General features: G+C 73.9%; 20 protein-coding genes. 13 read left to right on the forward strand and 7 right to left on the reverse strand.

Annotated elements, in window-relative coordinates; translation table 11 throughout:
* The first annotated feature begins 25 nt into the window (after positions 1–25).
* The 8 genes from KZQ38_RS24595 to KZQ38_RS24630 all read left to right on the forward strand — a co-directional run bounded on the left by KZQ38_RS24595 (position 26) and on the right by KZQ38_RS24630 (position 9,222).
* On the forward strand, positions 26–1,579 hold the full coding sequence (locus KZQ38_RS24595; protein WP_219444883.1) for an ABC transporter substrate-binding protein: 1,554 nt from the start codon (positions 26–28) through the stop codon (positions 1,577–1,579).
* Entirely contained in the window at positions 1,576–2,532 is a 957-nt protein-coding gene (locus KZQ38_RS24600; RefSeq protein WP_219444884.1) for an ABC transporter permease, read from the forward strand. The genes KZQ38_RS24595 and KZQ38_RS24600 overlap by 4 nt, the downstream gene beginning before the upstream one ends.
* The gene (locus KZQ38_RS24605) at positions 2,529–3,320 is read left to right on the forward strand and encodes an ABC transporter permease (RefSeq protein ID WP_219444886.1); all 792 of its coding nucleotides are present in this window, start codon (positions 2,529–2,531) and stop codon (positions 3,318–3,320) included. Before KZQ38_RS24600 ends, KZQ38_RS24605 begins: the two co-directional genes overlap by 4 nt.
* Entirely contained in the window at positions 3,317–4,867 is a 1,551-nt protein-coding gene (locus tag KZQ38_RS24610) for an ABC transporter ATP-binding protein (protein WP_219444888.1), read from the forward strand. Before KZQ38_RS24605 ends, KZQ38_RS24610 begins: the two co-directional genes overlap by 4 nt.
* A 91-nt stretch (positions 4,868–4,958) precedes the next feature.
* The gene (locus KZQ38_RS24615; RefSeq protein WP_219444891.1) at positions 4,959–5,699 is read left to right on the forward strand and encodes a class I SAM-dependent DNA methyltransferase; all 741 of its coding nucleotides are present in this window, start codon (positions 4,959–4,961) and stop codon (positions 5,697–5,699) included.
* 12 nt (positions 5,700–5,711) lie between these two features.
* Positions 5,712–7,622, forward strand: a complete 1,911-nt coding sequence (locus KZQ38_RS24620) for a KedN5 family methylcobalamin-dependent radical SAM C-methyltransferase (protein WP_308258577.1) — start codon at positions 5,712–5,714, stop codon at positions 7,620–7,622.
* Positions 7,623–7,780: 158 nt separating this feature from the next.
* Entirely contained in the window at positions 7,781–8,737 is a 957-nt protein-coding gene (locus KZQ38_RS24625) for a hypothetical protein (RefSeq protein WP_219444893.1), read from the forward strand.
* A complete protein-coding gene (locus KZQ38_RS24630; RefSeq protein ID WP_219444894.1) occupies positions 8,725–9,222 on the forward strand; it encodes a hypothetical protein in 498 nt (165 codons plus the stop codon). The genes KZQ38_RS24625 and KZQ38_RS24630 overlap by 13 nt, the downstream gene beginning before the upstream one ends.
* Before the next feature lie 3 nt (positions 9,223–9,225).
* Here KZQ38_RS24630 and KZQ38_RS24635 read toward each other — a convergent pair whose 3' ends face one another.
* Complete coding sequence (locus tag KZQ38_RS24635) at positions 9,226–9,858, reverse strand: TetR/AcrR family transcriptional regulator (RefSeq protein ID WP_219444895.1); 633 nt, start codon at positions 9,856–9,858, stop codon at positions 9,226–9,228.
* A gap of 78 nt (positions 9,859–9,936) precedes the next feature.
* Between KZQ38_RS24635 and KZQ38_RS24640 the strand changes: the two genes are divergently transcribed.
* The gene (locus tag KZQ38_RS24640; protein WP_219444896.1) at positions 9,937–10,791 is read left to right on the forward strand and encodes an MBL fold metallo-hydrolase; all 855 of its coding nucleotides are present in this window, start codon (positions 9,937–9,939) and stop codon (positions 10,789–10,791) included.
* Here KZQ38_RS24640 and KZQ38_RS24645 read toward each other — a convergent pair.
* Together KZQ38_RS24645 and KZQ38_RS24650 are read right to left on the reverse strand one after the other, a co-directional pair.
* Positions 10,712–11,431 carry a response regulator gene (locus KZQ38_RS24645; RefSeq protein WP_219444897.1) on the reverse strand — a complete coding sequence of 240 codons (720 nt, stop codon included), beginning with the start codon at positions 11,429–11,431 and terminating at the stop codon, positions 10,712–10,714. The two genes, KZQ38_RS24640 and KZQ38_RS24645, sit on opposite strands and share 80 nt — an antisense overlap.
* Before the next feature lie 76 nt (positions 11,432–11,507).
* On the reverse strand, positions 11,508–12,704 hold the full coding sequence (locus tag KZQ38_RS24650) for a sensor histidine kinase (RefSeq protein WP_219444898.1): 1,197 nt from the start codon (positions 12,702–12,704) through the stop codon (positions 11,508–11,510).
* A gap of 153 nt (positions 12,705–12,857) precedes the next feature.
* Here KZQ38_RS24650 and KZQ38_RS24655 point away from each other — a divergent pair, with 153 nt between their 5' ends.
* The 3 genes from KZQ38_RS24655 (at position 12,858) to KZQ38_RS24665 (ending at position 16,069) form a co-directional block, all read left to right on the forward strand.
* Positions 12,858–13,454 carry a class I SAM-dependent methyltransferase gene (locus KZQ38_RS24655; protein ID WP_219444899.1) on the forward strand — a complete coding sequence of 199 codons (597 nt, stop codon included), beginning with the start codon at positions 12,858–12,860 and terminating at the stop codon, positions 13,452–13,454.
* 91 nt (positions 13,455–13,545) lie between these two features.
* Positions 13,546–14,829: a GlnX family signal transduction membrane protein gene (locus tag KZQ38_RS24660; protein WP_219444900.1), complete on the forward strand. Its 1,284-nt coding sequence runs from the start codon at positions 13,546–13,548 to the stop codon at positions 14,827–14,829.
* Positions 14,830–14,974: 145 nt separating this feature from the next.
* The gene (locus KZQ38_RS24665) at positions 14,975–16,069 is read left to right on the forward strand and encodes a transporter substrate-binding domain-containing protein (protein WP_219444902.1); all 1,095 of its coding nucleotides are present in this window, start codon (positions 14,975–14,977) and stop codon (positions 16,067–16,069) included.
* 4 nt (positions 16,070–16,073) lie between these two features.
* Here the strand turns inward: KZQ38_RS24665 and KZQ38_RS24670 are convergent, their stop codons facing one another.
* From KZQ38_RS24670 to KZQ38_RS24685, 4 genes are read right to left on the reverse strand one after another with little or no spacing between them, the layout of a single operon-like run.
* On the reverse strand, positions 16,074–16,439 hold the full coding sequence (locus tag KZQ38_RS24670) for a CU044_2847 family protein (protein ID WP_219444904.1): 366 nt from the start codon (positions 16,437–16,439) through the stop codon (positions 16,074–16,076).
* 21 nt (positions 16,440–16,460) lie between these two features.
* Positions 16,461–17,906, reverse strand: coding sequence for a vWA domain-containing protein (locus KZQ38_RS24675; RefSeq protein WP_219444906.1), 1,446 nt, complete (start codon positions 17,904–17,906; stop codon positions 16,461–16,463).
* Positions 17,903–20,272, reverse strand: a complete 2,370-nt coding sequence (locus KZQ38_RS24680; protein ID WP_219444907.1) for a serine/threonine-protein kinase — start codon at positions 20,270–20,272, stop codon at positions 17,903–17,905. Before KZQ38_RS24680 ends, KZQ38_RS24675 begins: the two co-directional genes overlap by 4 nt.
* Positions 20,269–21,708 (reverse strand): trypsin-like peptidase domain-containing protein, encoded by a 1,440-nt coding sequence (locus KZQ38_RS24685; RefSeq protein WP_219444908.1) that lies wholly within the window; start codon positions 21,706–21,708, stop codon positions 20,269–20,271. The genes KZQ38_RS24680 and KZQ38_RS24685 overlap by 4 nt, the downstream gene beginning before the upstream one ends.
* Before the next feature lie 603 nt (positions 21,709–22,311).
* Here KZQ38_RS24685 and KZQ38_RS24690 point away from each other — a divergent pair.
* The gene (locus KZQ38_RS24690; RefSeq protein ID WP_219444909.1) at positions 22,312–22,659 is read left to right on the forward strand and encodes a hypothetical protein; all 348 of its coding nucleotides are present in this window, start codon (positions 22,312–22,314) and stop codon (positions 22,657–22,659) included.
* Positions 22,660–22,662 lie beyond the last annotated feature (3 nt).

The following is a 22,662-nucleotide window of genomic DNA, read 5'->3' on the forward strand; positions in this document are numbered from 1 at the left end:
GCGTGCTCGTGAACTTGGAGGAACCGTGGTTCAAGGCCAGGGATTCGACCGTCGTGCGCTGCTGCGCCTGGGTGTCCTCGCGGGAGCGACGGCGGTGGGCGCACCGCTGCTGTCCTCCTGCGGTGGTGACGCGGCGCCCACCGCCGGGCAGCCCGGTGAGGCGGGCAAGCCGCTCGCCGCGTTGTCGGTGAGCGCGCCGCACGCCGTGACCGACAGCGAAGCGGGAAACCCGCTCGCCACCAGCATCGGCGCGACGCTGATCGTGATGCGGCACGTCTACGACTCGTTGATGGTGCTGGACAACGGCGAGTACAAGTACCAGCTCGCCGAGTCGGTGACGCCCAACGCGGACGCGTCGGAGTGGACGATCAAGCTGCGCTCGGGCGTGTCGTTCCACGACGGGAAGCCGGTGCGGGCCGCCGACGTGGTGCACAGCCTGCGCACCGTCGGCACGAAGCCGAGCAACCGCGCGTCGGTGTACGCCATGGTCAACCTGCCGGGCGTCACGGCGGTGGACGACCTCACCGTGAAGGTGCCGCTCCTGGTGCCGCGTGGTGACTTCCGCGAATCGGTGCTCATCGTGTTCTCGCCGGTGTTCCCGGAAGGCATGACCGACTTCGCCAAGCCCATCGGCTCCGGACCGTACAAGCTGGTGGAGCGCAACGGGACGACGACGAAACTGGTCGCCAACGACGGCTACTGGGGTGGCAAGCCCTCCGTGGGCGAGCTGCGGATAGTGGGTGTCGCGGACGCGTCGGCCCGGCTGGCGGCGTTGAAGGCGGGCCAGGTGGACTACGCGATCGGCATCAGCGCGACCGGTGCGAAGACCGAGGCGACCAACCCGGCGGTCACCATCATCCGCGGCGGGCCGGCGAACTCCAACGCCCTGTCGTTCGCGATGAACCAGAAGCTCGCGCCGTTCGACGACCCCCGCGTGCGCACGGCGGTGCGGCTGGCCGTGGACCGGAAGGCGTTGGTGGACAACGCGTTGCTCGGCCAAGGCTCCACCGCCGACGACGTGGTCGGCAAGAACCTGCCCGGATACGCCGACCTTCCCGAGCGCACGCGGGACGTGGCGCGGGCTCGTGCGTTGTTCGCCGAGGCGGGTGTCACCAAGCTGACGCTGCGCACCGGTGAACTCGTGCCGGGCATGATGAACGCCAGCAAGCTGCTGGTGCAGCAGCTCGAGGAGGCGGGTGTCGAGCTGGCGCTGGAGGAGCTGTCCGCGGACGCCTTCTACGCCGACGTGACCACCCTGGCGACGCACCCGTTCCAGGCGTTCTACTACGTCAACCGACCGGCGGCGGTGCACCTGTCCGCCGTGACGCACGGCAAGGCGCCGTTCAACGTCACCGGCACGTCGGCGGACTACCAGGCCCGGCTCGCGCAGGCGCAGGCGACACCGGACGACGCCGCGCGGGGCAAGGCGTTCGGCGCGCTCCAGCAGGAGTTCTACGACCAGGGCGGCGACGTCCTGTGGGGCTTCCAGGAGCAGCTGGACGCGAGCCGCGCGGGTGTCGCGGGCGTGCGGATCGAGCAGTCGGTGCAGTTGTTCGACCGGGCGACCGGACCGGCGTGACCGCGCTCCGCTTCCTCGTCCGCCGGGTGGCGGCCACCACCGCGACGTTGCTCGCCGTCGCGGTGGTGTTGTTCGCGGCCTCGGAGGTGCTGCCCGGCGACGCGGCCACGTCGTCGCTCGGGTTGGACGCCACCGCGGAGGACGTCGCCGCCCGGCGCGTGGAACTGGGGCTGGACCGGCCGTGGCCCGTGCGGTTCGCGGACTGGCTGGCCGGCGCGGTCCGGCTCGACCTGGGCACCAGCGTGATGTCCGGTGAGCCGGTCACCCGGATCATCGCCGAACCGCTCGGCGCGACCGGCCTGCTCGTGGGCGTCACGGCGGCGGTCACGGTGCCGCTGGCCGTGCTGGTCGGCCTGGTGTCCGGGCTGCGACGGGGTGGGCGGGCGGACCGGGCGCTGTCCGCGGTGTCCGTGGTCGCGGTGTCCGTGCCGCAGTTCGTCACCGCCGGCCTGCTGGTGCTGCTGCTGGCCGACCTGGTGCCGGTGCTGCCCGCGATCTCGCTGCCGCCGCTGGGCGGCACGCCTTTGGACAAGCCGGACGTCCTCGTGCTGCCGGTGCTGGCGCTGACCCTGTTCGGCGCCGCGTGGGCGGGTCGCATCGTGCGGGCGGCGGTGATCGACGCCGACGGCCTGCCGCACGTGGAGGCGGCGCGGCTGGCGGGCCTGCCGGAGCGGGCGGTCGTGTGGCGGCACCTGCTGCCCGCCACCGTGCCGCCCTGCGCGCACGCCTTCGCCTGGCTGCTCAGCGGCCTGTTCGGCGGCACGGCGGTGGTGGAGATCGTGTTCAACTACCCCGGCCTGTCGCAGACGCTGGTCGCGGCCGTCCGCAACCACGACACGGCCGTGCTGGAAGGCGTCGGCCTGCTGCTCGCGGCGATCATCATCGTGTCGTTCGTGCTGGCCGACCTGCTGGTGCTGCTGGCCGACCCGCGGCTGCGGGTGGCGGCCCGGTGAGCGCCGCACGCCGGGTGCCGGCCGGCCTCGCCGTGCTGGTGGTGGCGTTCGTGCTGGGGGTCGCGGTGTTCGGGCCCGCGTTCGCCGCCGACCCGGAGCGCATCGTGGGCCTGCCCTACACCGCGCCCACCGCGGGCAGCCCGCTGGGCACCGACGGCACCGGTCGGGACGTGCTGGAGCGCGTGCTGGCGGGCGGTCGGTCGCTGGTGACCGTGCCGGTGGTGGCGACCCTGCTGGCCACCGCGCTCGGGCTGCTGCTGGGCCTGGTGGGCGGTTACTTCGGCGGTGTGGCGGACGCCGTGGTGTCCCGTTTGGACCACCTGCTGCTGGGCCTGCCGCCGGTGCTCGTGCTGCTGGTGCTGCTGAACGGCTGGGGCTACAGCGCGGTGACCATCACGGCGGCCGTGGTGCTGACCGGCACGCCGTTCGTGTCGCGGGTGACGCGTGCCGAGACGCTGCACGCCGTGGAGGACGGCTACGTCGTCACCGCGTACGCGACCGGCGACTCCCACCTGTCGGTGATCGTGCGCGAGATCCTGCCCAACATCGCGCGGCCGGTGCTGGCCGACTTCGGCACCCGGCTGGCCATCGCAATCACCCTCACCGCCGCCGTCGGCTTCCTCGGCTTCGGGTCGGGCGGACCGAACTGGGGAGCCATGATCAGCGAGAACGTCGAGGGCATCCGGCTCACGCCGTGGGGTGTCGCGGTGCCCGCCCTGCTGCTCGGCGTGCTGACCGTCGCGGCGAACCTCGGGCTGGACCGGTTGGTCGGGAAGGTGCTGCGGTGATCGAGGTGGAGGGCCTGCGGGTCGAGAACGCCGCCGGGGAACCGGTGCTGGCCGGGTTGTCGCTCGCGGTCGCCGCGGGCGAGCGGGTCGGCGTCGTCGGCGAGTCCGGCGCGGGCAAGACCACGTTGGCGCTCGCGTTGGTGGGCGCGGTGCGGCCGGGGTTGCGCGTGGTGCGCGGCGTGGTGCGGGTGGCCGGTGACGACGTGCTGGGCGCGTCGCCCGCGCGGCGTCGCGAACTGCGCCGCCGCGTGCTGTCGTACCTGCCGCAGGACCCGCCGTCCGCGCTCACGCCGACCATGCGGGTGGGGCGGCAGGTGCGTGAGTTCGCCGCCGACCGCTCGCCGGCGGCGGTGTCCCGGCGGCTGGTGGAGGTCGGGCTGCCCGGCGACGCCGAGTTCGCCCGCCGCTACCCGCACCAGCTCTCCGGCGGGCAGCAACAGCGGCTGGCGCTGGCCCGGCTCACCGCGGGCGACCCGCGTGGCCTGATCCTGGACGAGCCGACCACCGGCCTGGACGCGCCGATGCGCCGGCTCGTGCTCGACCAACTCGCCGACCTGGCGCGGCGACGCGGCCTGGCGGTCGTGTTCATCACCCACGACCTGGCCGCCGCCGCCCGGATGACCGACCGGCTGGTGGTGCTGCGCGGCGGCGAGGTGGTGGAGCAGGGACCCACCGCCGACGTGCTCGGCCGCCCGTCCGCGCCCTACACCGCGGAACTGCTCGCCGCCGTGCCGGACCCGCGGGTGGAGGTCGACCGCCGCCTACCCGCCCGCGTGCCGGGCCCCGTGGTGCTGGAGGTGGCCAACCTGGTCGCGGCGCGTGGCGGCCGGGTGGTGTTGGACGACGTCTCGCTGGCGGTGCGGCGTGGTGAGTCGCTGGCGCTGCTGGGTTCGTCGGGCTGCGGCAAGACGACGCTGGCGCAGTGCGTGACCGGCGTGCTCCGGCCCCGCTCCGGGCAGGTCCGGCTGTCCGGTGAGGTGCTGGCGCCGGTGCTGCGCGGGCGGCCCGTGACGCAGCGGCGGCGCGTCCAGCTCATCCCGCAGGACACCACCGGCTCGCTCAACCCGCGCCGCACGGTCGGCGCGGCGATCGGCCGCGTGGTGCGGCTCGCGGGCGCGGTGCCCGTGGACCGGGTCGCCGACGAGACCCGGCGGCTGCTGGAGCTGGTCGGGCTGCCCGGCGAACTGGCCGGTCGGCTGCCCCGCCAGGTGTCCGGCGGCCAGCGGCAGCGGGTCGCGATCGCGCGTGCCCTCGCCGCCGGCGCGGACGTGCTGATCTGCGACGAGGTCACGTCCAACCTGGACGTCCGGGTCGCCGCGTCGGTCCTGGAACTGCTCGACGCGTTGCGCCGGGACCTGGGCCTGGCCGTGCTGACGGTGACCCACGACCTCGGCGTGATCGCGCGCAACGCGGACCGCGTGGTCGTGCTCGACCGCGGCAAGGTCGTCGAGGAGGGGCCGGTCGCGGACGTGTTCCGGGCTCCCGCCCACGACGTGACGCGTGCGTTGGTGGATGCGGCCGGGGCGGTTGTCGTGCCGGTCGAGTGACGCGGGTGCTCACAACGGTGCAGTCGCCGGCCGCCGCCATCCCCGAGTATTCCCGCGACGACCCGTTCTCGGACGGGGGAAGGAGCACACCGTGGAAGGCTTCGAACTCTCGACCTACGGCGACGCGATCGCCGGGCTGTTCGACGGTACCGGGTGGGCGGGTGACCCGGGTGACACCGCCGAGACCATCCAGTGGCTCGCCGACCACGCGGGTGAGGGGCCCGTGCTGGAACTGGGCGTCGGCACCGGCCGGGTCGCGGTTCCCCTGGCGGAGAAGGGGATCGAGGTCCACGGCATCGACGCCTCCGAGGGGATGCTCGCGCAGCTGCGGGCCAAGCCCGGCGGCGACCGGGTGAAGCTGTTCGTCCAGGACTTCACGGACTTCTCGGTGCCGCACGAATACTCGATGGCGTACGCCGTGTTCGACACCCTGCCGTTCATCACCGACCAGGAGCGCCAGATCCGCTGCTTCGAGCGGGTGGCCGCGGTGCTCAAGTCCGGCGGCCGGTTCGTGACCCAGTGCTCCATCCCGGACCCCGCGCGTTACGACCGCAACCAGCGCACCCAGACCGTGCGGGTGGAGAAAGACCACGTGGTGTTGACGTTCACCCGCCGGGAGCGGTTGACGCAGCGGTCTTCCATCCAGTTCGCCGTCCTCAGCGAGCAGGGCGTGCGGTTCTTCCCCATGCACATCCGCACCGTCATGCCGTCCGAACTGGACCTGATGGCCCGGATCGCGGGGCTCGAGCTGGAATCCCGGTGGTCGGACTGGTCGGGCGCGCCGCTGCGGGACTCGCACGAGCGCCACATCTCCATCTACCGCAAGCCGTAGCCGGAGCCGACCGTGTCCGCTTCCCGGTTGAAGGTGGTCCTGGTCCAGCAAGGCGTCTGGGACATGCCCCTGGAGTCGATGCCGCTGGCGTCGGGCTACCTCAAGGCGATGGCGTTGGACGACCCCGTGCTGCGCCCGGCGGTGTCGATCGACATCTGCAACTTCCGCGGCCGGGTCACCCACGGCGAGATGGCCAACCGGCTGTTCGCGGGCGAACCGCCGGACGTGCTGGCGTTCTCCGTGTTCGGCTGGAACCAGCGGGCGTTCGGCGCGCTGGCCGCCACGTTCAAGCAGCTCAACCCCGACGGGTGGGTGCTGTTCGGCGGCACGCACGTCAGCGAGCAGGCGGACCGGGTGTTCCGGCTGTTCCCCGAGGTGGACGTGGTGGTCAACGGCGAGGGCGAGCTGACCTTCGCGGAGCTGCTGCGGACCCGGCTCGCCGGCGGTGACCTGGCGGGCGTGCTCGGCGTGTCGTGGCGCGGACCGGGCGGCGAGGTCGTGACCAACCCGGAACGGCCCCGCATCGAGGACCTGGACACCATCCCGTCGCCGTTCCTCACCGGCGCAATCGACCTCCTCGACGACAACGGCGACTTCCGCTACGACGTGGCGTTGATCGAGACCAACCGCGGTTGCCCCTACAAGTGCTCGTTCTGCTACTGGGGCGGCGCGGTGGGGCAGCGGGTGCGCGCGTTCTCGCGGGCCCGGCTCAAGGCGGAGATGGAGTTGTTCGCCAAGCTCGGCGTGCACACGATCGTCGCGTGCGACGCGAACTTCGGGATGCTGCCGATGGACCTCGAACTCGTGGACGACCTGATCGGGATCAAGCGGCGGCACGGTTTCCCGCGTGCCTTCGAGAGTTCCTGGGCGAAGAACAAGTCCAAGGTGTTCTACGAGATCGTGCGGCGGATGAAGGAAGCGGGGCTGCGCAGCTCCTTCACCCTCGCGTTGCAGTCCCTCAACGCCGACGCGCTGACCGCCATGCGCCGCCGCAACATGAAGGTCAACGACTGGCGCGACCTGGTGGAGTGGCTGAACCAGGAGGGCATGGACTGCTACGCCGAGCTGATCTGGGGCGCGCCGGGCGAGACCGCGGAGTCGTTCCTGGCGGGTTACGACGAGCTGGCGCGACACGTGTCCCGGATCGCCGTGTACCCCATCATGCTGCTGCCCAACACGGAGTATTCGTCGAACAAGGAGTTGCACGGCATCGTCGCGCTGCGCGGCGACCACGACGACTTCGAGTACGTGCTGGCGCACCGCACGATGACGTTCGCGGACAACACGCGGATGCAGCGCTTCCTGTTCTGGGCGAGGGTGGTCGCGGAGAACGCCGTGCTGCGCCACTGCTGGCTGCCGCTGCGCGAGCTGGCCGGGTGGCCGCAGTCGCGGGTGCTGAACAGCCTCGCCGACTGGGCGGACACCTCACCGCGCCCCGAAGCGCGACCGCTGCGGGAAGCGGCGGCCCGCGGGCACGGCGGCGGGGCGCCCGCGTACGCCAAGGCGATCGGCTACCTGTTCACCACCGACGACGGGACGCGTGCTCTGGAGCACTGGTGGGCCGAGGCCGTGCTGCCGAACCTGCCCGCCGACCTCCGCCCGTTCCTCACCTCGGCGTTCCGCTACGACCTGCTCACGCGCCCGGTGTGCGAGCCGACCGACCTGCCGCTGGTGGTGGTCGACGGGGTCGAGCACTACGTCCGCCGGGGCGTCGAGTTCGACCACGACGTGCCGGTCGCGCTGGCGTTGCTGCGTGCCGACGAGCACGCGGACACCACCCCGCACCCGACCGCCCTGGACATCTACTACCGCACCAGCGCCTTGAACGCGGTGATGTCCACCAACCACGAGGAGATCATGCACTTCATGGGCGAGCCGCGGCCCGCGGGCACCCCGTACGACCTGCGCGCGGAGACCGCGTAGGAGCCCGACCGCCGGGCCGGGGGTAGGAACGTTCGACCGGCCCGGACGCCCCGGGTCGGGCGGGTGCGCCCCCGCCCGACCCGGTCGCGGCCCGCGCCCGGTAACGCCGCGGCTCGTTGCTCCGATCGAGTGATCACTGCACGGAGATCGGAGACGCGGTGACGGGGTACGGGTTCGAGGACCCATTGGAGCAGCTCGGCGAGGAGTGGGCGCGTGAGGCGGAGCGGCGGGCGATGCGGGGCGTCCAGGCCGACCGGCGGAAGGCGTTGCGGCGGGGGCGGTTGAAGGCGTTGGCCGTCGTGGTCGTGGCCGCGGTGGGTGTCGCCGGGTTGGCCGTCTACCGGCCGTGGGAGTCCGTCGGCGCCGCGGAGGCGGCGAGCACGACCACGACCACGACGCCCGGGAAGCCCCGGTACGACCCGTACCGGCCGTTCACCGGCACGCCCGCCGCGACGTGGGCCGACGGCGAGGCCGGGATCGTCGTGGGCGAGGCGCGACCGGTCGGGGAGTACACCGCCGAGCAGGTCGCCGAGGTGTACGCGCAGGTGCGGGCCGTGGTGATCGCGTCACGGCTGGACCGGCGGCTGGTGGAGGGGCACGACCTGGAGCCGCTGTACGCGTTGCTCGCCCCGACCCAGCGGACGTGGGTGGCGGAGCAGGTCGCCCCCGGCGGCGCGGCGCTCGCCCTGGTGTCGCGGGCCGCCGGGGGCAGCCGGTTGTCGCCCGTCGCGCCGAAGGTCAGCGGCACCATGCGCGCGGAGGTCGGGCCGGACGGCGAGCTGGTCGTCAAGACCGACTACATCGTCGCCTACGCCTTCGCGCCGGACCACCCCGACCTGGTGGGCGACCCGCTGGACGTGATCGTGGTGAAGCGCTCGCGGACCGACTTCACCCGCCACTTCCCCGACCGCGTCCGCGCCGACGACGCGGGGTTGTGGTTCGGGCCCGGCACGGGGTACACGTACTCGATGGCGTGCCGAGCGGCCCGGGAGGGCTTCCTCGCGCCGAAGCTCACCGAGCGGATCGCGGTCGGCGGCCCGGCCGACGACCGCGATCCCGAGAGCTACTTCGACCTCGGACAACCGATCGAGGTCGATCAGGGGTGCGCTGGTTGAGCGCGGGTGGGTTTCCGGACGGGGGCGTGGTGAAGGCGTTGCGGTCGGTCGGCAGGATGGCGGCGGTGGTGTCGGTCCTGCTGGTCGTGGTGGTCGGCAGCGGGTTCCTGATCCGGAGCTGCGTGGATGCCATGTCCGCCAGCAGGTCGACGGTGGAGGCGTACTTCCGCGCGATCGGCTCGGGTGACCACGAGGGGGCGTGCGCGTTGCTGGCGCGGTCCGCCCGGGACAAGCTCATGGCCGAGCAGGGCACGTCGAGCTGCCCGCTCGCCGTGGCCGCGATCGCGGAGGCGATGTCGCCCCGGGAGCGGGAGGAACTGGCCCGGTTCGAGGTGGAGGTGGACGAGCACCTCTGGGGCGACGGCCGCACGGAGTTGCACCTGTCCGGGCGGGACCCGTTGGGGTTGGAGTACGTGGCGCTGGACGACGAGTACGACCGGGAGGTCATCGTCGACTGGGGTTTCAACGCCATGAGGTTGCGCTGACCGTCAGTCGTAGCGGCGGGTGCGCGGGCCGGTGCGGGGCACGGGGCGCGGCGGTTCGTGGGACAGCCCGGTGATGGCGGTGCGGACCAGGCGTTCCGCCTCGCGGTCCAGGGCACGCGGGCCGTCGACGTGGACCAGGCCGTCCACCAGCAGGGTGGCCAGGCCGTGCAGGGCGGCCCACACGACGTACTCCGCGCCCGCCCGTGCCGACGCGCTCAGGACGCCCGCCTCGGCCAGCCGGTCCAGTTCCGCGGACAGCACGTCGTGCGGGTGCGGCGTGACGGCCGCCGCGGGTTCGGCGGAGCCGCCGCGGAACACCAGGCGGGCCACGGACGGGTCCTCGACGGCCCAGCGGACGTAGGCGCGTCCGGCCGCCACGACGCGTTGCGCCGGGTCGGCACGCGCGGCGGCGTTGGCCATGCGCCTGCCCAGCCCGGCCAGCACCCGGTCGGCGAGGGTGCGCACCAGCACGTCACGCGAGGCGAAGTGGTGGTAGGCCGCGCTGGGGCTGACGCCGACCCTGGCCGACGCCTCGCGCAGCGACCACCCGTCCACGCCCCGTTCACGCACCAGGGACTCCGCGGCGTCGAGCAGCGCGCCACGCAGGTCGCCGTGGTGGTAGGTCCGTCGTTCCACCCGGCCATCTTAGCGGTGTTCAGAAACCGTGCTAGCGTCGGCGGTGATCTGAACACCGATCAGACGGGTGGGTGCGTCGTGGAACCGATCGTGCGGGGAGAACCGGTCGAGGTGGCCGACGGGGTCTTCGTGATCCCGGACGGGCGCGTGCGACTCGTGCCGAACATCGGCATCGTGGTCGGCACGCGTGCCGCGCTGGTCGTGGACACCGGTCTGGGGCCGCGCAACGGCGCGCTCGTGCTGGCGCGGGCCAGGCGGCTCGCGGGCGACCGCCCGCTGTACCTGACGACGACCCACTTCCACCCGGAGCACGGGTTCGGCGCGCAGGCGTTCCAGGGGCACGCGACCTTCGTCGCGAGCAGCGCCCAACGGGACGAGGCGCACCGCAAGAGCGCGGCGTTCGCCGGGATGTTCCGGGGGCTGGGCCCGGCGGTGGCGGCCGAACTCGCCGATTTCCGGCCGGTCGCGCCGGACCTCGTCTACACCGGCGACCGGGCGGAGATCGACCTGGGCGGGCGGACCGCGGTGCTCCGCCACGTGGGTCCCGCGCACACCGCGGGCGACCAGGTGGTCCTGGCCGACGGCGTGTTGTTCACCGGTGACCTGGTGGAGAACCGCATGTTCCCGATCGCGCCGTACTTCCCGCCCCACGACACCGATGTGGACGTGGTGCGGTGGATCGCGGTGCTGGACGAGCTGCTGCGGCTCGACCCGGCCGTGGTCGTCCCGGGGCACGGCGAGGTCGCCGACGTCGCGCTGGTGCGTGCCGTCCGCGACTACTTCGACCACGTCCGCGGCGAGGTCTCCGCGCTCCGGGCCGCCGGCGCGGGTGTGGACGAGGCGGTCTCGGCCGTCACGGAGTCCGCCCGGTCGCGCTGGGGCTGGGACAACCTGGACTGGATCGGCCTGACGGTGCGCGCCCTCCACCGCTGAGGTGCAGCCCGAGCCGCACCGCGAGCACGGCGAGCTGCACCCGGTTGACCCGGTCGGTCTTCGTCATCAGGTTCGCGACGTGGGTCTTCACCGTCGTCACGCCGAGGTTCAGCCGCGCGCCGATCTCCGCGTTCGACAGCCCGGCGCTGAGCAGCGCGAGCACGTCCCGCTCGCGCCCGGTCAGGTCGGCCACGCGCACGCCCTCGTCCGGCTCCTCCCGCGCCCTGGCCGCCTGGCGGACCAGGCGGCGCAGCACCGACGGGCTGAACGGGTGCTCGGCGCGGGCCGCCCGCCGGATGCCGTCGAGCAGTTCGGCGGGCGCGGCGTCCTTCACCAGGAAACCGCACGCGCCCGCCTCCAGCGCCGGGTAGAGGTGGTCGTCGTCGTCGAACGTGGTCAGCACCAGGACCCGGGTCGAGGGCCGCTCGCCGAGGACCGCCCTGGTCGTGCCGATCCCGTCCTGCCGGGGCATCCGGAGGTCCATCAGCACCACGTCCGGCCCGGTGGTCCGGGCGAGCCGCACCGCTTCCCGCCCGTCCGCCGCCTCGCCCACCACCTCGATGTCCGGCGCGGACTCGCACAACGCCCGCAGCCCGGCCCGGATCAGCCGGTGGTCGTCGACCAGCAGCAGCCGGATCACCTCTCCGCCTCCGGTCCGCTGGTGGTGGGTAGGAGGGCCGTCGGGAGCCGGCCGGTGCGGGGTGCGGGCAGCCGGATCACCTCGTCACCTCCGGTCCGTTGGCAGTCGGCAGGACGGCAGTCAGGAGCCAGCCGGTGCCCGTCGGGCCGGCCTGGAGTGCGCCACCGACCAGGTCGACGCGTTCACGCAGGCCGAGCAGCCCGTGACCGCCGGGTGCGGCGAGCGCGGTGCGGTTGCCCGCGCCGTCGTCGGCCACCTCCACGCGGACCCCGGCGTCGTCGGCTGTCACGCGCACCGCGACGGTCGTGCCGGGTCCCGCGTGCTTGAGCACGTTGGTCAGCCCCTCCTGCACCACCCGCAGCACGGTCAGCCCGCGCACCGCGTCCAGGCCCGCCACACCGCCGTCGGTGGACGAGGTCACCACCAGGCCCGCCTGCTCGCCACGCGCGACCGCGTCCGCCAGGGCGTCGGGCAGGTCCGCCGGCTGCGGCAGCCCCAACCCGCCGTTCGCCGTGCTCGGGTCGCGCAGCACGGCCACCAGCCCGCGCAGGTCGCCGAGCACCGCGCTCCCCGTCGCGCGCACGTCGTCCAGCGCCTCGGCCACCCGGCGGTCCCGGTCGCCGACCACGTGCCGCGCCACCCCGGCACGCAGCACGATCGACGCCACGTGGTGCGCCACCAGGTCGTGCAGCTCGCGCGCGATCGCCGTCCGCTCCTCGGCACGAGCGGCCCTGGTCTCCGACACCCGGCGGCGCTCCACCTCCGCGGCCCGCTCCTCCGCCCGTCGCGCCGCCAGCCGCGCGGACCGCAGGTTCACGCCGATCAGCAGCGGGATGCCGACACCGGCCGCCACGAACGCCGCGACGGCCAACCAGATCCGGGGCTGCGCCACGTCCAGCCGGTCGTCGACCAGGGCGAGCACCACGGTGACCGCGGCGGCGAGCGCGGCGGGTGCCAGCCGCCGACCGGTCCGCTCCGCGGCCACGTCCACCAACCACACCGCGACCGGCGCCACCACCAGCAGCGCGGCGTCGAGGCCGAACCCGCGGGCGACCACCAGGACGACGTTCAGCAGGACCAGCCCGAGGAGCGGTCGACCCCGGCACAGCAGCGGCAGCACGGCCGCCAACGGCCCGAGCACCCAGTGCCACGCCGGCACGGGCCGGTGCGCCGGGCCGAGCACCAGGTGGCCGGTCGTGATGATCAGCGGCACGAGGCGCAGCACGAACAACGCGGACCCGCCGGGCACTTGTCGGGAGGAGTGGACGGCCACGAGGCGACAGTAGGTCGCGCGACGTCCACGCGAGTCATGCCGCGGGCACCGCCACGCCTCATGCCGGAGGAGGATGCGGCCTCCTCCTCCAGGCCGACCGGTGCGGCCGATGTCCCGAGGTGCGGGCCCGCGCCGCGCACGACGCTGGGCGCCATGCCTTCGAGTGATCTCGGTGTGTTCCTCGGCGCGGCCGTGCGCAACCCCAAGCTGATCGGCGCGGTCGCGCCCAGTTCCGCCCGGCTGTCCACGCGGCTGGCGGTCGTCGTGCCGTCGGACCGGCCGGTGGTCGTGGTGGAGCTGGGACCCGGCACCGGCGCGGTGACCGACGCCATCGCACGTCGCCTGCCCGAGGGCTCCCGGCACGTCGCGATCGAACTGGACCCCGAGCTGGCCGACCGGGTGCGTGCCACCCGGCCCGACGTGGAGGTGGTGACCGGGGACGCCGCGGACCTGGCGGAGATCCTGCGCGGGTTGGGCGTCGGGCCGGTGGACGCGGTGGTGAGCGGGTTGCCGTGGTCGTTGATCCCGCCCGCCGACCAGCGCCGCGCCCTCACCGGGGTGGCCGGGGCGCTCGCGCCCGGCGCGGCGTTCACCACGTTCGCCTACCTGCACGCGTTGCGGATGAAGGGCGCGCGCCTGCTGCGCGCGTTGCTGCACGACACCTTCGATGAAGTGGTGGTGAGCCGGTCCGTGTGGCGCAACGCCCCACCCGCGCTCACCTACGTGTGCCGCCGACCGCGGACGGGGTGACGGTTCGGCGAACGGGCGGGAATCGCGGATTCCGGCGACAGCACGTGGCCGCTGTGCTTGACTCGGACGCCCGGGGCGCGACCGTGCGGAGGTGGACCGAGCAATGGCGTTGGTGCGGCGGGAGTTCCGCGCTTACCTCCGGCGCACCGAGGGCAGGCTCGCGGTGTTCGCCGCGCTCGCCGCGGCGGGTGCGGTCCTGTTCGGCCTCGTCGGCACGACGGCGCTGCGGCAGCGGCAGGCGGAGCTGGACGAGGCCGTCGACCGGCGGGGCGCGCTGACCTCCGCGGCGCTGGACGTCTACCGCGCGTTCGCCGACGCCGACGCCACCTCGCTGGACGCCGTCCTGGTCGACCAGCAGCGCTCGCCCGGGCTCCAGCAGGCGTTCCGGGACGACGTCTCGCACGCCGTGGACGCGTTGCGGGAGGCGGCCGTGCGCGACGCGGACGGCGGTTCCGCCGAACTCGTGCGGCGGATGACCGAACTCGTGCCGCAGTACGTGCAGCTGGTCGAGACCGGGTGGACCGCCACCCGCAACCAGCAGCCGGTCGGCACGTCCTACCTCGCGCAGGCGTCGTTCCTGGTGCGCGGCGAGATCCTGCGGTCGGCGGACGAGCTGCGCGGCGAGCAGGTCAAGGCGCTCACCGAGGCGCAGCGCGCCGCGTCCACCCAGTCCTGGCTCACCTACCTGGTCGGCGTGCTGCTGCTGGTCGTGCTCTTCGCGGCGCAGCGCTTCCTGTTCCACCGCACCCGCCGCAAGGTCAACCCCGGTCTCGTGCTGGCCACCGCGCTCACCCTCGTCCCGCTGATCTGGCTGCCCGCGGCGTTGCTGGTGGCCGCCCACCACGTGGAGGAGAGCGTGGTGCGGTGGGAGCGGGTGGTGGCGCCGCTGGCGGAGGCGCGCAAGCTGGGGCGGTCCGCCGACGGCAACGAGGCGCGGATCCTGATCTACCCGGCGGCGGGCGACATCATCGCGCTGAAGGCCGACCTGGGCCGGATTCGCGCCCTGATCGAGGAGACGAAGCCGATCACCGACGCCGAGCCCGGACCGGAGCGGGAGCGGGTCGACCAGGCGGCGACCGCGTTGCACGCCTGGATCGCGGCCGACGAGGCGTTGGACCCGGAGTCGCCGCTGCCGTACCCGCGCACGGCGGCGCTCGTGACACCGCCGGAGGGTGACGTGAAATCGCACGCCGAGCAGGTGGACGAGCACCTCACGGCCGCGATCACGGGCTACACCGCCGGTTCGGTCGAGGCCACCGCGTCCGCGCGTGGCGTGCTCGGCGGGCTCGACGTCCTCTTCGCGCTCCTGGCGGGCGGAGCGGCGATCGCCGCACCGGCCGGGCTGTGGCCGCGCATCCAGGAGTATTACCGGTGAGGGCAGGTGGAACGGCCGCGGCGCTGCCGCTTGCCGCACGGGTCGGGTGGTGGCCGCGCGGTATCCGGCCGGGCGCGCGGAACGGTCGCGGTGTTGCCGCCTGCCGTCCTGTCGGGTTGTCGCGGTGGACTCGGGGGTGTTGCCGGTGAGGGCACGTGGAACCGTCGCCGCCGTGATCGCGGCGTTGCTGCTCGCCGGGTGCACGACGCCCGCCGCGCCGCCGACCCCGCGGTCGGCCGCGCCGCTGGTGCTGCCGGACGGCTACGCCGACCCCGGCCGCACCGCGCCGCCGGTTCCGGACTGCGAGACCCCGGAGGGCCGGGCGCGGCACGACCCGCGGCGCACGCTCGACCCCGCCCTGCTGGCGTCGGACGCCGCCGGCCGACCCACCGGGGCGGCACTGGCACGCATCCGCGCCGAGGGCCTGGTGGTGGGCGTCAGCCAGACCACACCGCTGCTCGGCCGCCGCGACCAGGTCACCGGCCGCATGGAGGGCTACGAGATCGACATCGTCAACCGGATCGCGTCCCGGTTGTTCGGCGCGGACCTCGCGCCGGACGACCCGCGGCTGCGACTGGTGACCGTACCCACCGGCAACCGCCTGGTGGCGCTGAAAACCGAGAAGAACCGGGCGGCGCGGCGGGCTGACCCGAAGCTGGCCGACGTGCCGACGGTGGACGTGGTACTGGCCAACGTGACGTTCTCGTGCGACCGCGTGGCCAACCACGACATCATGTACTCCACGCCCTACCTCGTGACCAACGCGGGCATCCTGACCCGCTCCGGCGCGGAGTCCCGGGACTCGCTGGCGAAGCTCAACGGCCGCAAGGTGTGCGCCGCGTCGGCCACCACCAGCATCGCCGACCTGATGGCCGCGCGGGAGGCCACCGGCATCCGGCCGGTGTCCGTCCCGGACTCCAGCGAGTGCCTGATGCTGCTGCAACGCGGTGTCGTGGACGCGGTCTACACCGATTACCCGGTCCTCCAGGGCCTGCACCTCCAGGACCCCGGCACGACGCTGGTCGACCTGCCCGGCCAGGGCGGCGGCGCGGCGGGCCTCGCGATGAGCAAGGACCACGACGACCTGATCCGGTTCGTGAACGGCGTGCTGGCCGAGATGCGTGCCGACGGCTCGCTGGCGCAGGCGCGTCAGCGGTGGTTCGTCGACGAGGTGCGCGCGGCGCGGCTCGGTGAACCCGTGCCGCCGCTCGGCCTGCCGCCCGTGTCCTACACCGGTTGAGCGGTCACGGTTCCTCGACCGCCTCCTCCTCGACCGGCGCGTTGTCCCGCCGCCACCGCAGCTTGACCTCGAACTGGCCCTGCACGCCGGTCCGCGCGATCACCGCGCCCGCCTCCGCGTCCAGCTTCAGGCCGAACTTCAGCTCGACCTCGTCGGGCGCGCGGGTCATCGACGCGAACTGGGCGAGCGCCGCCGAGGCGGCGTCCCGGACACCGGCGACCGCCTGTTCGAACGTGGTGCGTGCCTCCTGCAACACCCGGGCCGAGGAGCGGCCGGCGCGGGCCACACCCGGCCGCTCGTCCACCTCCACCAGCACCGAGCCGCCGTCGACCAGCGGGAACCGCACGAACTCCGGGTGTTCCGTCGTCACTGGGGTGTTCTCCTCCGTGTGTCACGTGGTGAGCGGTGTGCGGCAACTGCCGCAGAACCGGGCCGACGCCCGCCGCCACCGCCGGTGGCAGTTCGGGCACTCGACCTCCGAGGTGTCCTCGACGGTCGGCACGACGGGGGCGGACCGCGGGCTCATGCTCGACACCACCGAACCCATCGCGGCGGACAGCACGTCCACTGCGGCCAGTTCGGGTTTCAACCGCACCAGGCCGTCCGCCGGGTCGCCGACCACCTCCACCAGCCGCAGCAGCCGCACCATCACCTTGTCGTTGCCCAGCTTCGCGGCGAGGGCGACCGCACGACCCCAGTCGGTCGCCGCGGCCACCAGGTCGCCCGCGTTGTGCGCCTCGCACCCGCGCAGCACGGCCTGCCCGAGGACGGCCTGGTTGGTGTAGTGCGCGACCTTGCTGTCCAGCACGCTGGACAGCATCAGGTCCGCCGTCCAGTGCGCCATGACCAGGGCCGGTGCGCCCGTGCCCGCGAACTCCGCCGTGCCCGGGCGCCGCACCTCCAGGTCCACCCGCGCGACCCGGATGTCGGTGTCCGCCTCGGCGTCGGTCGAGTCGACCGCGAGCCGCAGGTGGAACTCGCGGGTCTCCGCGCCCCACGACCCGGTGGCGAACGCGGTGGTGCGCGCGTCGAGCACGTCGCCGACCAGATCGGCCTCGGTGGGGTAGGTCTGGCGCAGGAAGTCGACCTTCGCGCGGGTCGTCGTCTTCACCACCACCCGGACCTCGGGCACGATCTTGTCCATGGCCGCCTTGGTCATGGCCTCGAAGTCGGCCACCAGGTCGCCCGGCTGCCGGACTGCGTCGGCCGTCCCGTGCAGTGCCGCCGCGATGCGCAGCAGCTCCCGGTCGTTCCAGTCCGCGCCGATACCGCGGGCGTCGCAGGTGAAGACCCGTGCGCACCGCGACAGCTCCTCGTCCAGCTTGCGGTCCGTTTCGCTGTTCTGGCCGTCGGTGAGCATGATGACGTGACGTACGGCGGTGGGGTGGTCTTCGAGCAGATAGCGGGCCAGTGCGAGCCATTCGCCCATGTGCGTGCCCCCGTTGGCGCGTAACAGGGCCACGGCGTTCTTCGCCGCTTGCCGCGTCTCGCGGTTCGCCACCGCCAGGCGCGGACCCGCCGGGTACACGACGCGGGAGGTGTGCGTGCCCTCCACCACCGCGAACAACGCCCCGTCGCGCAACGCGTCGATCGCGGCCCGCGTGGCGCGCTGCGCCGCCGTCAGCTTCGTCGGCGGGTGAGCCATGGAGCCCGAGCAGTCGATGGCGATCACCTCCGCCACCTCGGGCGCGGCCTCCGGCACGCCGTCGACGGACACCGAGATGACGGCGTGCATCTCGTCGTCATCGGTGGACAGGTAGCGGTTCTGGCTGACCGACAAGTGGAATCCGGGCGATTGGGCCATCTGCTCGTCCCTGTGGTCGTCGCTGGGGATCATCGGAACGTCACCGGCCGGCAGCGGTTGGCGAGGTCCACCAGGCGGGAGTGGTCCGCACGCGTGTCGGCCTGCCGCGCCAGCGCCCGGTACGAGCGCTCCAACCGGGTGCGCAGGTCGTTCTCGACGTGTGCCGGCGCGGTGGACCCGACGAGCGCCAGTTCCGCTTCCCGCACCTCGGTTTCCAGCCGGACGCGCGACTGGCCGGTGGGTGCGCCGCCGTCCAGGTAGAGCCGCGCCAGGCGGTCGGTGGCGGCGGCGATGTGCGTCGGGTCGGGGAGGTCCGGGCCGGCGGACGAGGCCAGGACACCGCTGAGCACCCGCACGGCCGCGATGTGCGCGGCGTCGTAGTGCCGGGAGACCGGGGGAGTCCCGTCCAGCAGCGTCACGGCACCCGTCCGGTCGCCACGTGCGAGCCGCACGCGGGCCAGCCCGAACACGGCACTCACCACCGACCGGTCCCGCCGCCACACCGCCTCGTACAACGCCTCGGCCCTCCCGGCGAGGCCGGTTGTCCCCGACTCGCCCGGTGGGGCGACTTCCGCCCGCACCGCTCGGCCGCTCGTTCCGAGTTGTCCTGAGCGGTTCGCCCGGGCGGTGACGGAGGTCGCCGCGACCGGGTCCGCCGGGCCGGCGCCCCCCTGCTGCCCGGTGGGCGAGCGCGTCAGGTCCACGCCGAACCGGTCGGCGTACTCGGCGCAGTAGGCGAGCGCGAGCTTCGGCGCGTCCTCACCCGGCAACTCGGCGCACACGGCGTCGAACGCCCGGTCGGCCGTCGCGATGTCACCGCCCGCCAGCGCCATCAAGCCCTCGTGCCAGCGCAGCCGCCAGTCGCGTGCGTCGCCGAGCAGCTCACGTGCCCGGTCCAGACCGGCGGTCGCCGCGGCGAGGTCGCGTGCCGCGAGCCCGGCGCGGCAGCGGACGAAGGCTGTTTCCGAGGTGTCCAGCCCGGCCGTCTCCAGCCGGTTCAGCAGGCGGTGCGGGTCCTCCGCGTCGGCGGCGGGCACGTCGGCCGCCGGGTCGTCGTCCGCGGCGCGCGGCACGGGCAGCCCGACCGCGACGTCGGCCGGCGCGGGCGGGCGGTGGTCGAGCGGCGGCGGGTGGGCGGTCGGGGTGGTGGTCCAGCGGCGCAGGGCGGGCACCGCGCCCAGCCCGCCGTCCAGCAGCGTCGCGCTGTGCGTGAACCGGGTCGACGGCTCCGGGCGCGGTTGCCCGTCCCGCAGCGACGCGATCTCCCGCAGCACACCGCGCAACTGCTCGGCCATGTCGGCGGCGGAGGCGAAGCGGCGGTCCGGGTCGCGGTGCCGGGCGCGGTCGCAGAGCCGGCGGAACGACTCCAGGCCCACCTCGACGCGCCGCCGGTCCGCCACGCCGTGCCGCCCGGTGCGGTCCGCGGTGGTCAGGAAGAGCTGCCACAGCAGCTCGCCCGCGGTGTGCAGGTCGGACCGCACGGTCAGCCCGCGCTCGGCGATCTCGGCGTCCGGCACCTGGTAGCCGCGGGTACCGACGACCTTGCCGGACCGGTCGCCCACCCGCCGCACGGCCCCGAGGTCGATCAGCTTGACCCGGTTGCCGCGCTCGCCGTGCCGCCCGGACCGGATGATCACGTTGTCCGGCTTGAGGTCGCAGTACAGCAGGCCGCGCTCGTGCAGGTAGTCGAGCGCGGTGAGCACCTGGAGGCCGGCGGTGATCACGTGCTCGGTGCGCAGCGGCTCGCCCAGCGGCAGTGAACCGCTCTTCGAGTCCTCGGCCACCTCGTTGAGCACCAAACCGTCCACGTACTCCATCACGATGTACGCGCGCGGCACCCCGGTATGCGCGTCAGGGTGGCTGACGAAGTTGAAGATGCGGACGATGTTCGGGTGGTCGATCGTGGTCAGCGCCTGGCGCTCGGCGGTGGCCAGGTCCTCGTCCGCCACGTCGATCAGTCCTTTGAGGACCACCGGGTTGTCGTCCAGGTGCGTGTCCCGGGCGAGGTAGATCCACCCGAGCCCGCCGCGGGCGAAGCAACCCAGGACGCGGTACTGGTCCGCGACCAGGTCGCCGGGCTTGAGGCTTGGCAGGAACGAGAACGCCGTGCCGCACGCCAGGCAGAACCCCTCGTCCAGCGCGGGCAGGGCGGTCGGGTCGGGGCAGTCGGGGTGCGCGCACCGCCGCACGCGGACCGGCACCCGCGGGTCGGTCAGGATGCGGCTCACCGGGTCGGGGAAGTCGAACACCGGCAGCGACATCGGGTCGCCCGACCGCGCCCGCCGCGAGCCGGTCCGGCCGGAGTCGCGTGACGCCTCCGGCGGTCGTCGTCCGCACGAGTCGCAGAACCCGGTCTCGTCCACGGAACCGCCGCAGCCCGGCCGCGGGCACGCGGTCATCGCCGTCCTCCTTCCGCCAACGCCCGGCGCACCACGTCCTGGTAACGCCGCACCGCCGCACGGGCCGCGGCCAGGTCCACCGGCACGACGGACAGCAGCGCGTCCGCCACGCGGTAGGCGGCGTCGGTGTCGATGTCCTCCACCAGCCCGCCGTCACCCGCCCGCGCCTTCCACGCCTCCAGCAGACCACGCAGGTCCGACACCTCCGCCGCGAGCCGCCGCGCGGTCCGGTGGCCGTGCTCGACGCGGGCGAGCGCGCGCTCGAACCGGGGCAGCTGCTCGGCGACCGCCGCCCAGTCCGCGGGTACGGTGCCGCGCAGCAGCTTCAGCCGGGTGGCGAGGTCGCCCGCGCCGGTGGGCGGCAGCGCGGCGACGCGGGTGGTGAAGTCGTCCAGCCGCGCCGTGACGGTGTCCCTGGCCAGGGCGCGGGCGGCGGTCAACCCGGCCGAGTCGTTCTCGCGGAAGCCGAACACGAGTCGCGCGCCGCCGGCGACCATGGGCCGGAACACGTCCTCGAACAGCTCCCGCGGCTGGTCGGCCTGGTCGACACCGTCCACCACCACGGTCATCGGCGGCGTGCCCTCCCGGACGCGCTCGGTGCTGGAGCCGTGGACGGCGAGCCCCGCGCGGTCCACGATCCGCCGCGACACCTCTTCCGCCGTCCGGCCCGCCACGTCCAGGGCCAGGTCCGGTTCGCCCGCGCCGCCCGCGCTGGACAACGCGACGGCGTGCCGCAGGTCGGTCAGGTCCTCACCGGCGACGATCAGCACGGCCGCGCCCTCGTGGCGGCGGGCGAGCCAGTCCAGCACGTGGCGGACGCGGTCGGCGGGCGGCGCGGCGTCGGCCGACGTGAAGATCGGGTCGATGCCGCTGTCGCCCACGACCCACTCGGACACCAGCGGCAGGTGGGCCTCGATCGCCGCGACCGGCACCATCCAGGCCAGCCCGGCGTCGTCGTCGGTGTACTCGCTGACCACGATGCCGAGCACGTCGCCGGTCGCGTCGTCGGCGACGCCGGACCCGCTGAAGCCCGCCCGGACGCGTTGCTCGCCGTCCGACCGGCGGTTCATCTGGAGCCACTCGGAACCCGCCCACGCCGCCAGCGTCATCCGCGCCCACACCCCGATGTCGAGCCCTTCGCCGTACGGGTAGCCGAGGGTGTGCACGTGGCGGTCCCAGGTGAGGGCGGCCTTGCGCAGCGTCGCGCCGTGCCCGGCGGGTTGCCGGTGCCGGAGCCTGAGGACGGCGACGTCACCGCGGTCGTCACCGGACGGCGGCACGCAGGCCACGATGTCGGCGGTGCTGGCGGGCGCGCCGGGCAGGCCCACCATGTCCACGGCGAGGTGGTCGGTGTTGAGCGCGACGTGCGCGCAGGTCAGGACGTGCTCCTGGTCCAGCAGCACCCCCGCGCCGAGCACCCCGCCGTCGCCCCGCACCCGGACTCGCCACCCCTCGGCACCGTGTGCAAAGGGTCCGGTGCGGTCCCCGGCAGCGGTCATCCCCGCACGATAGGCAGATTCGACGGCCGGCACCGCCGTTTTCCCATTACCGTCCCCGGTTCGGCCCAGGAGCTGCGTGAGTCCTCGAAGTGGGGCTTCGGTGGACCGCAAAGCCGGAGGAGGAGTCCGCCCCGCCTCGCGGTAAAGTCAGAGGTCGACAAGCGTCTTCCCCGCCCGCGGGGGGTGGTCCCGACAGCACCGCGATCGTGGGCGTGCGGCTGCGGTCTTCCCGCGCCTGCGGGGGTGGTCCGCAGCTCGACGCGATCACGCCGCGCGTGAGGATGTCTTCCCCGCGCCTGCGGGGGTGGTCCCTTCAGCGTGATGTCAGGCTTCGGGCCGGTGCCGTCTTCCCCGCACCGGCGGGGGTGGCCCTTCCATGAGCGACACGTTCCTGCCGGGCATCCCGTTTTCCCCGCTCCCGCGGGGGTCCGAAGCCGATCAACCGGCTCACACCTCTCCGCGTCGTCTCCGCGTCGTCGCCCCCGGGGTCCCGGCCCGGTCGGCCGCACGAGAATGAGCGGCCCGACGAGGAGGGGATCCATGGACCGAGCGGAGCGGTTGGCGATGACCGAGTTGTGTGACGGGCTCGCGGACCTGCGCGCGGAGTGCCTGCACCACCCCGCGGAGGTGCGGCGGCTGTTCGCGCGGATCGAGGTGGAGGCGCGGGCGCGGCGGCCGATCGTGGCTTTGCTGGCCGAGCTGGTCGGCTCGGACGGCTCGCCGGCGGCACGCGGGGTGGCGGGTGGGCTGCCCGGCTTCGGCGCGGGACGGGCGCACGAGGAGCGGTTCGGGTGTCCGGACGGCGCGTGTGACCGGGACGTCCGCCCGCTGCCCGCGGGGCCGGTGCCGCGTTGCCAGGTCACGGGCGCGCGGATGAAGCGCCGGTAACGC

This window comes from Saccharothrix obliqua (assembly GCF_019375475.1).
GTDB lineage: Bacteria > Actinomycetota > Actinomycetes > Mycobacteriales > Pseudonocardiaceae > Actinosynnema > Actinosynnema obliqua.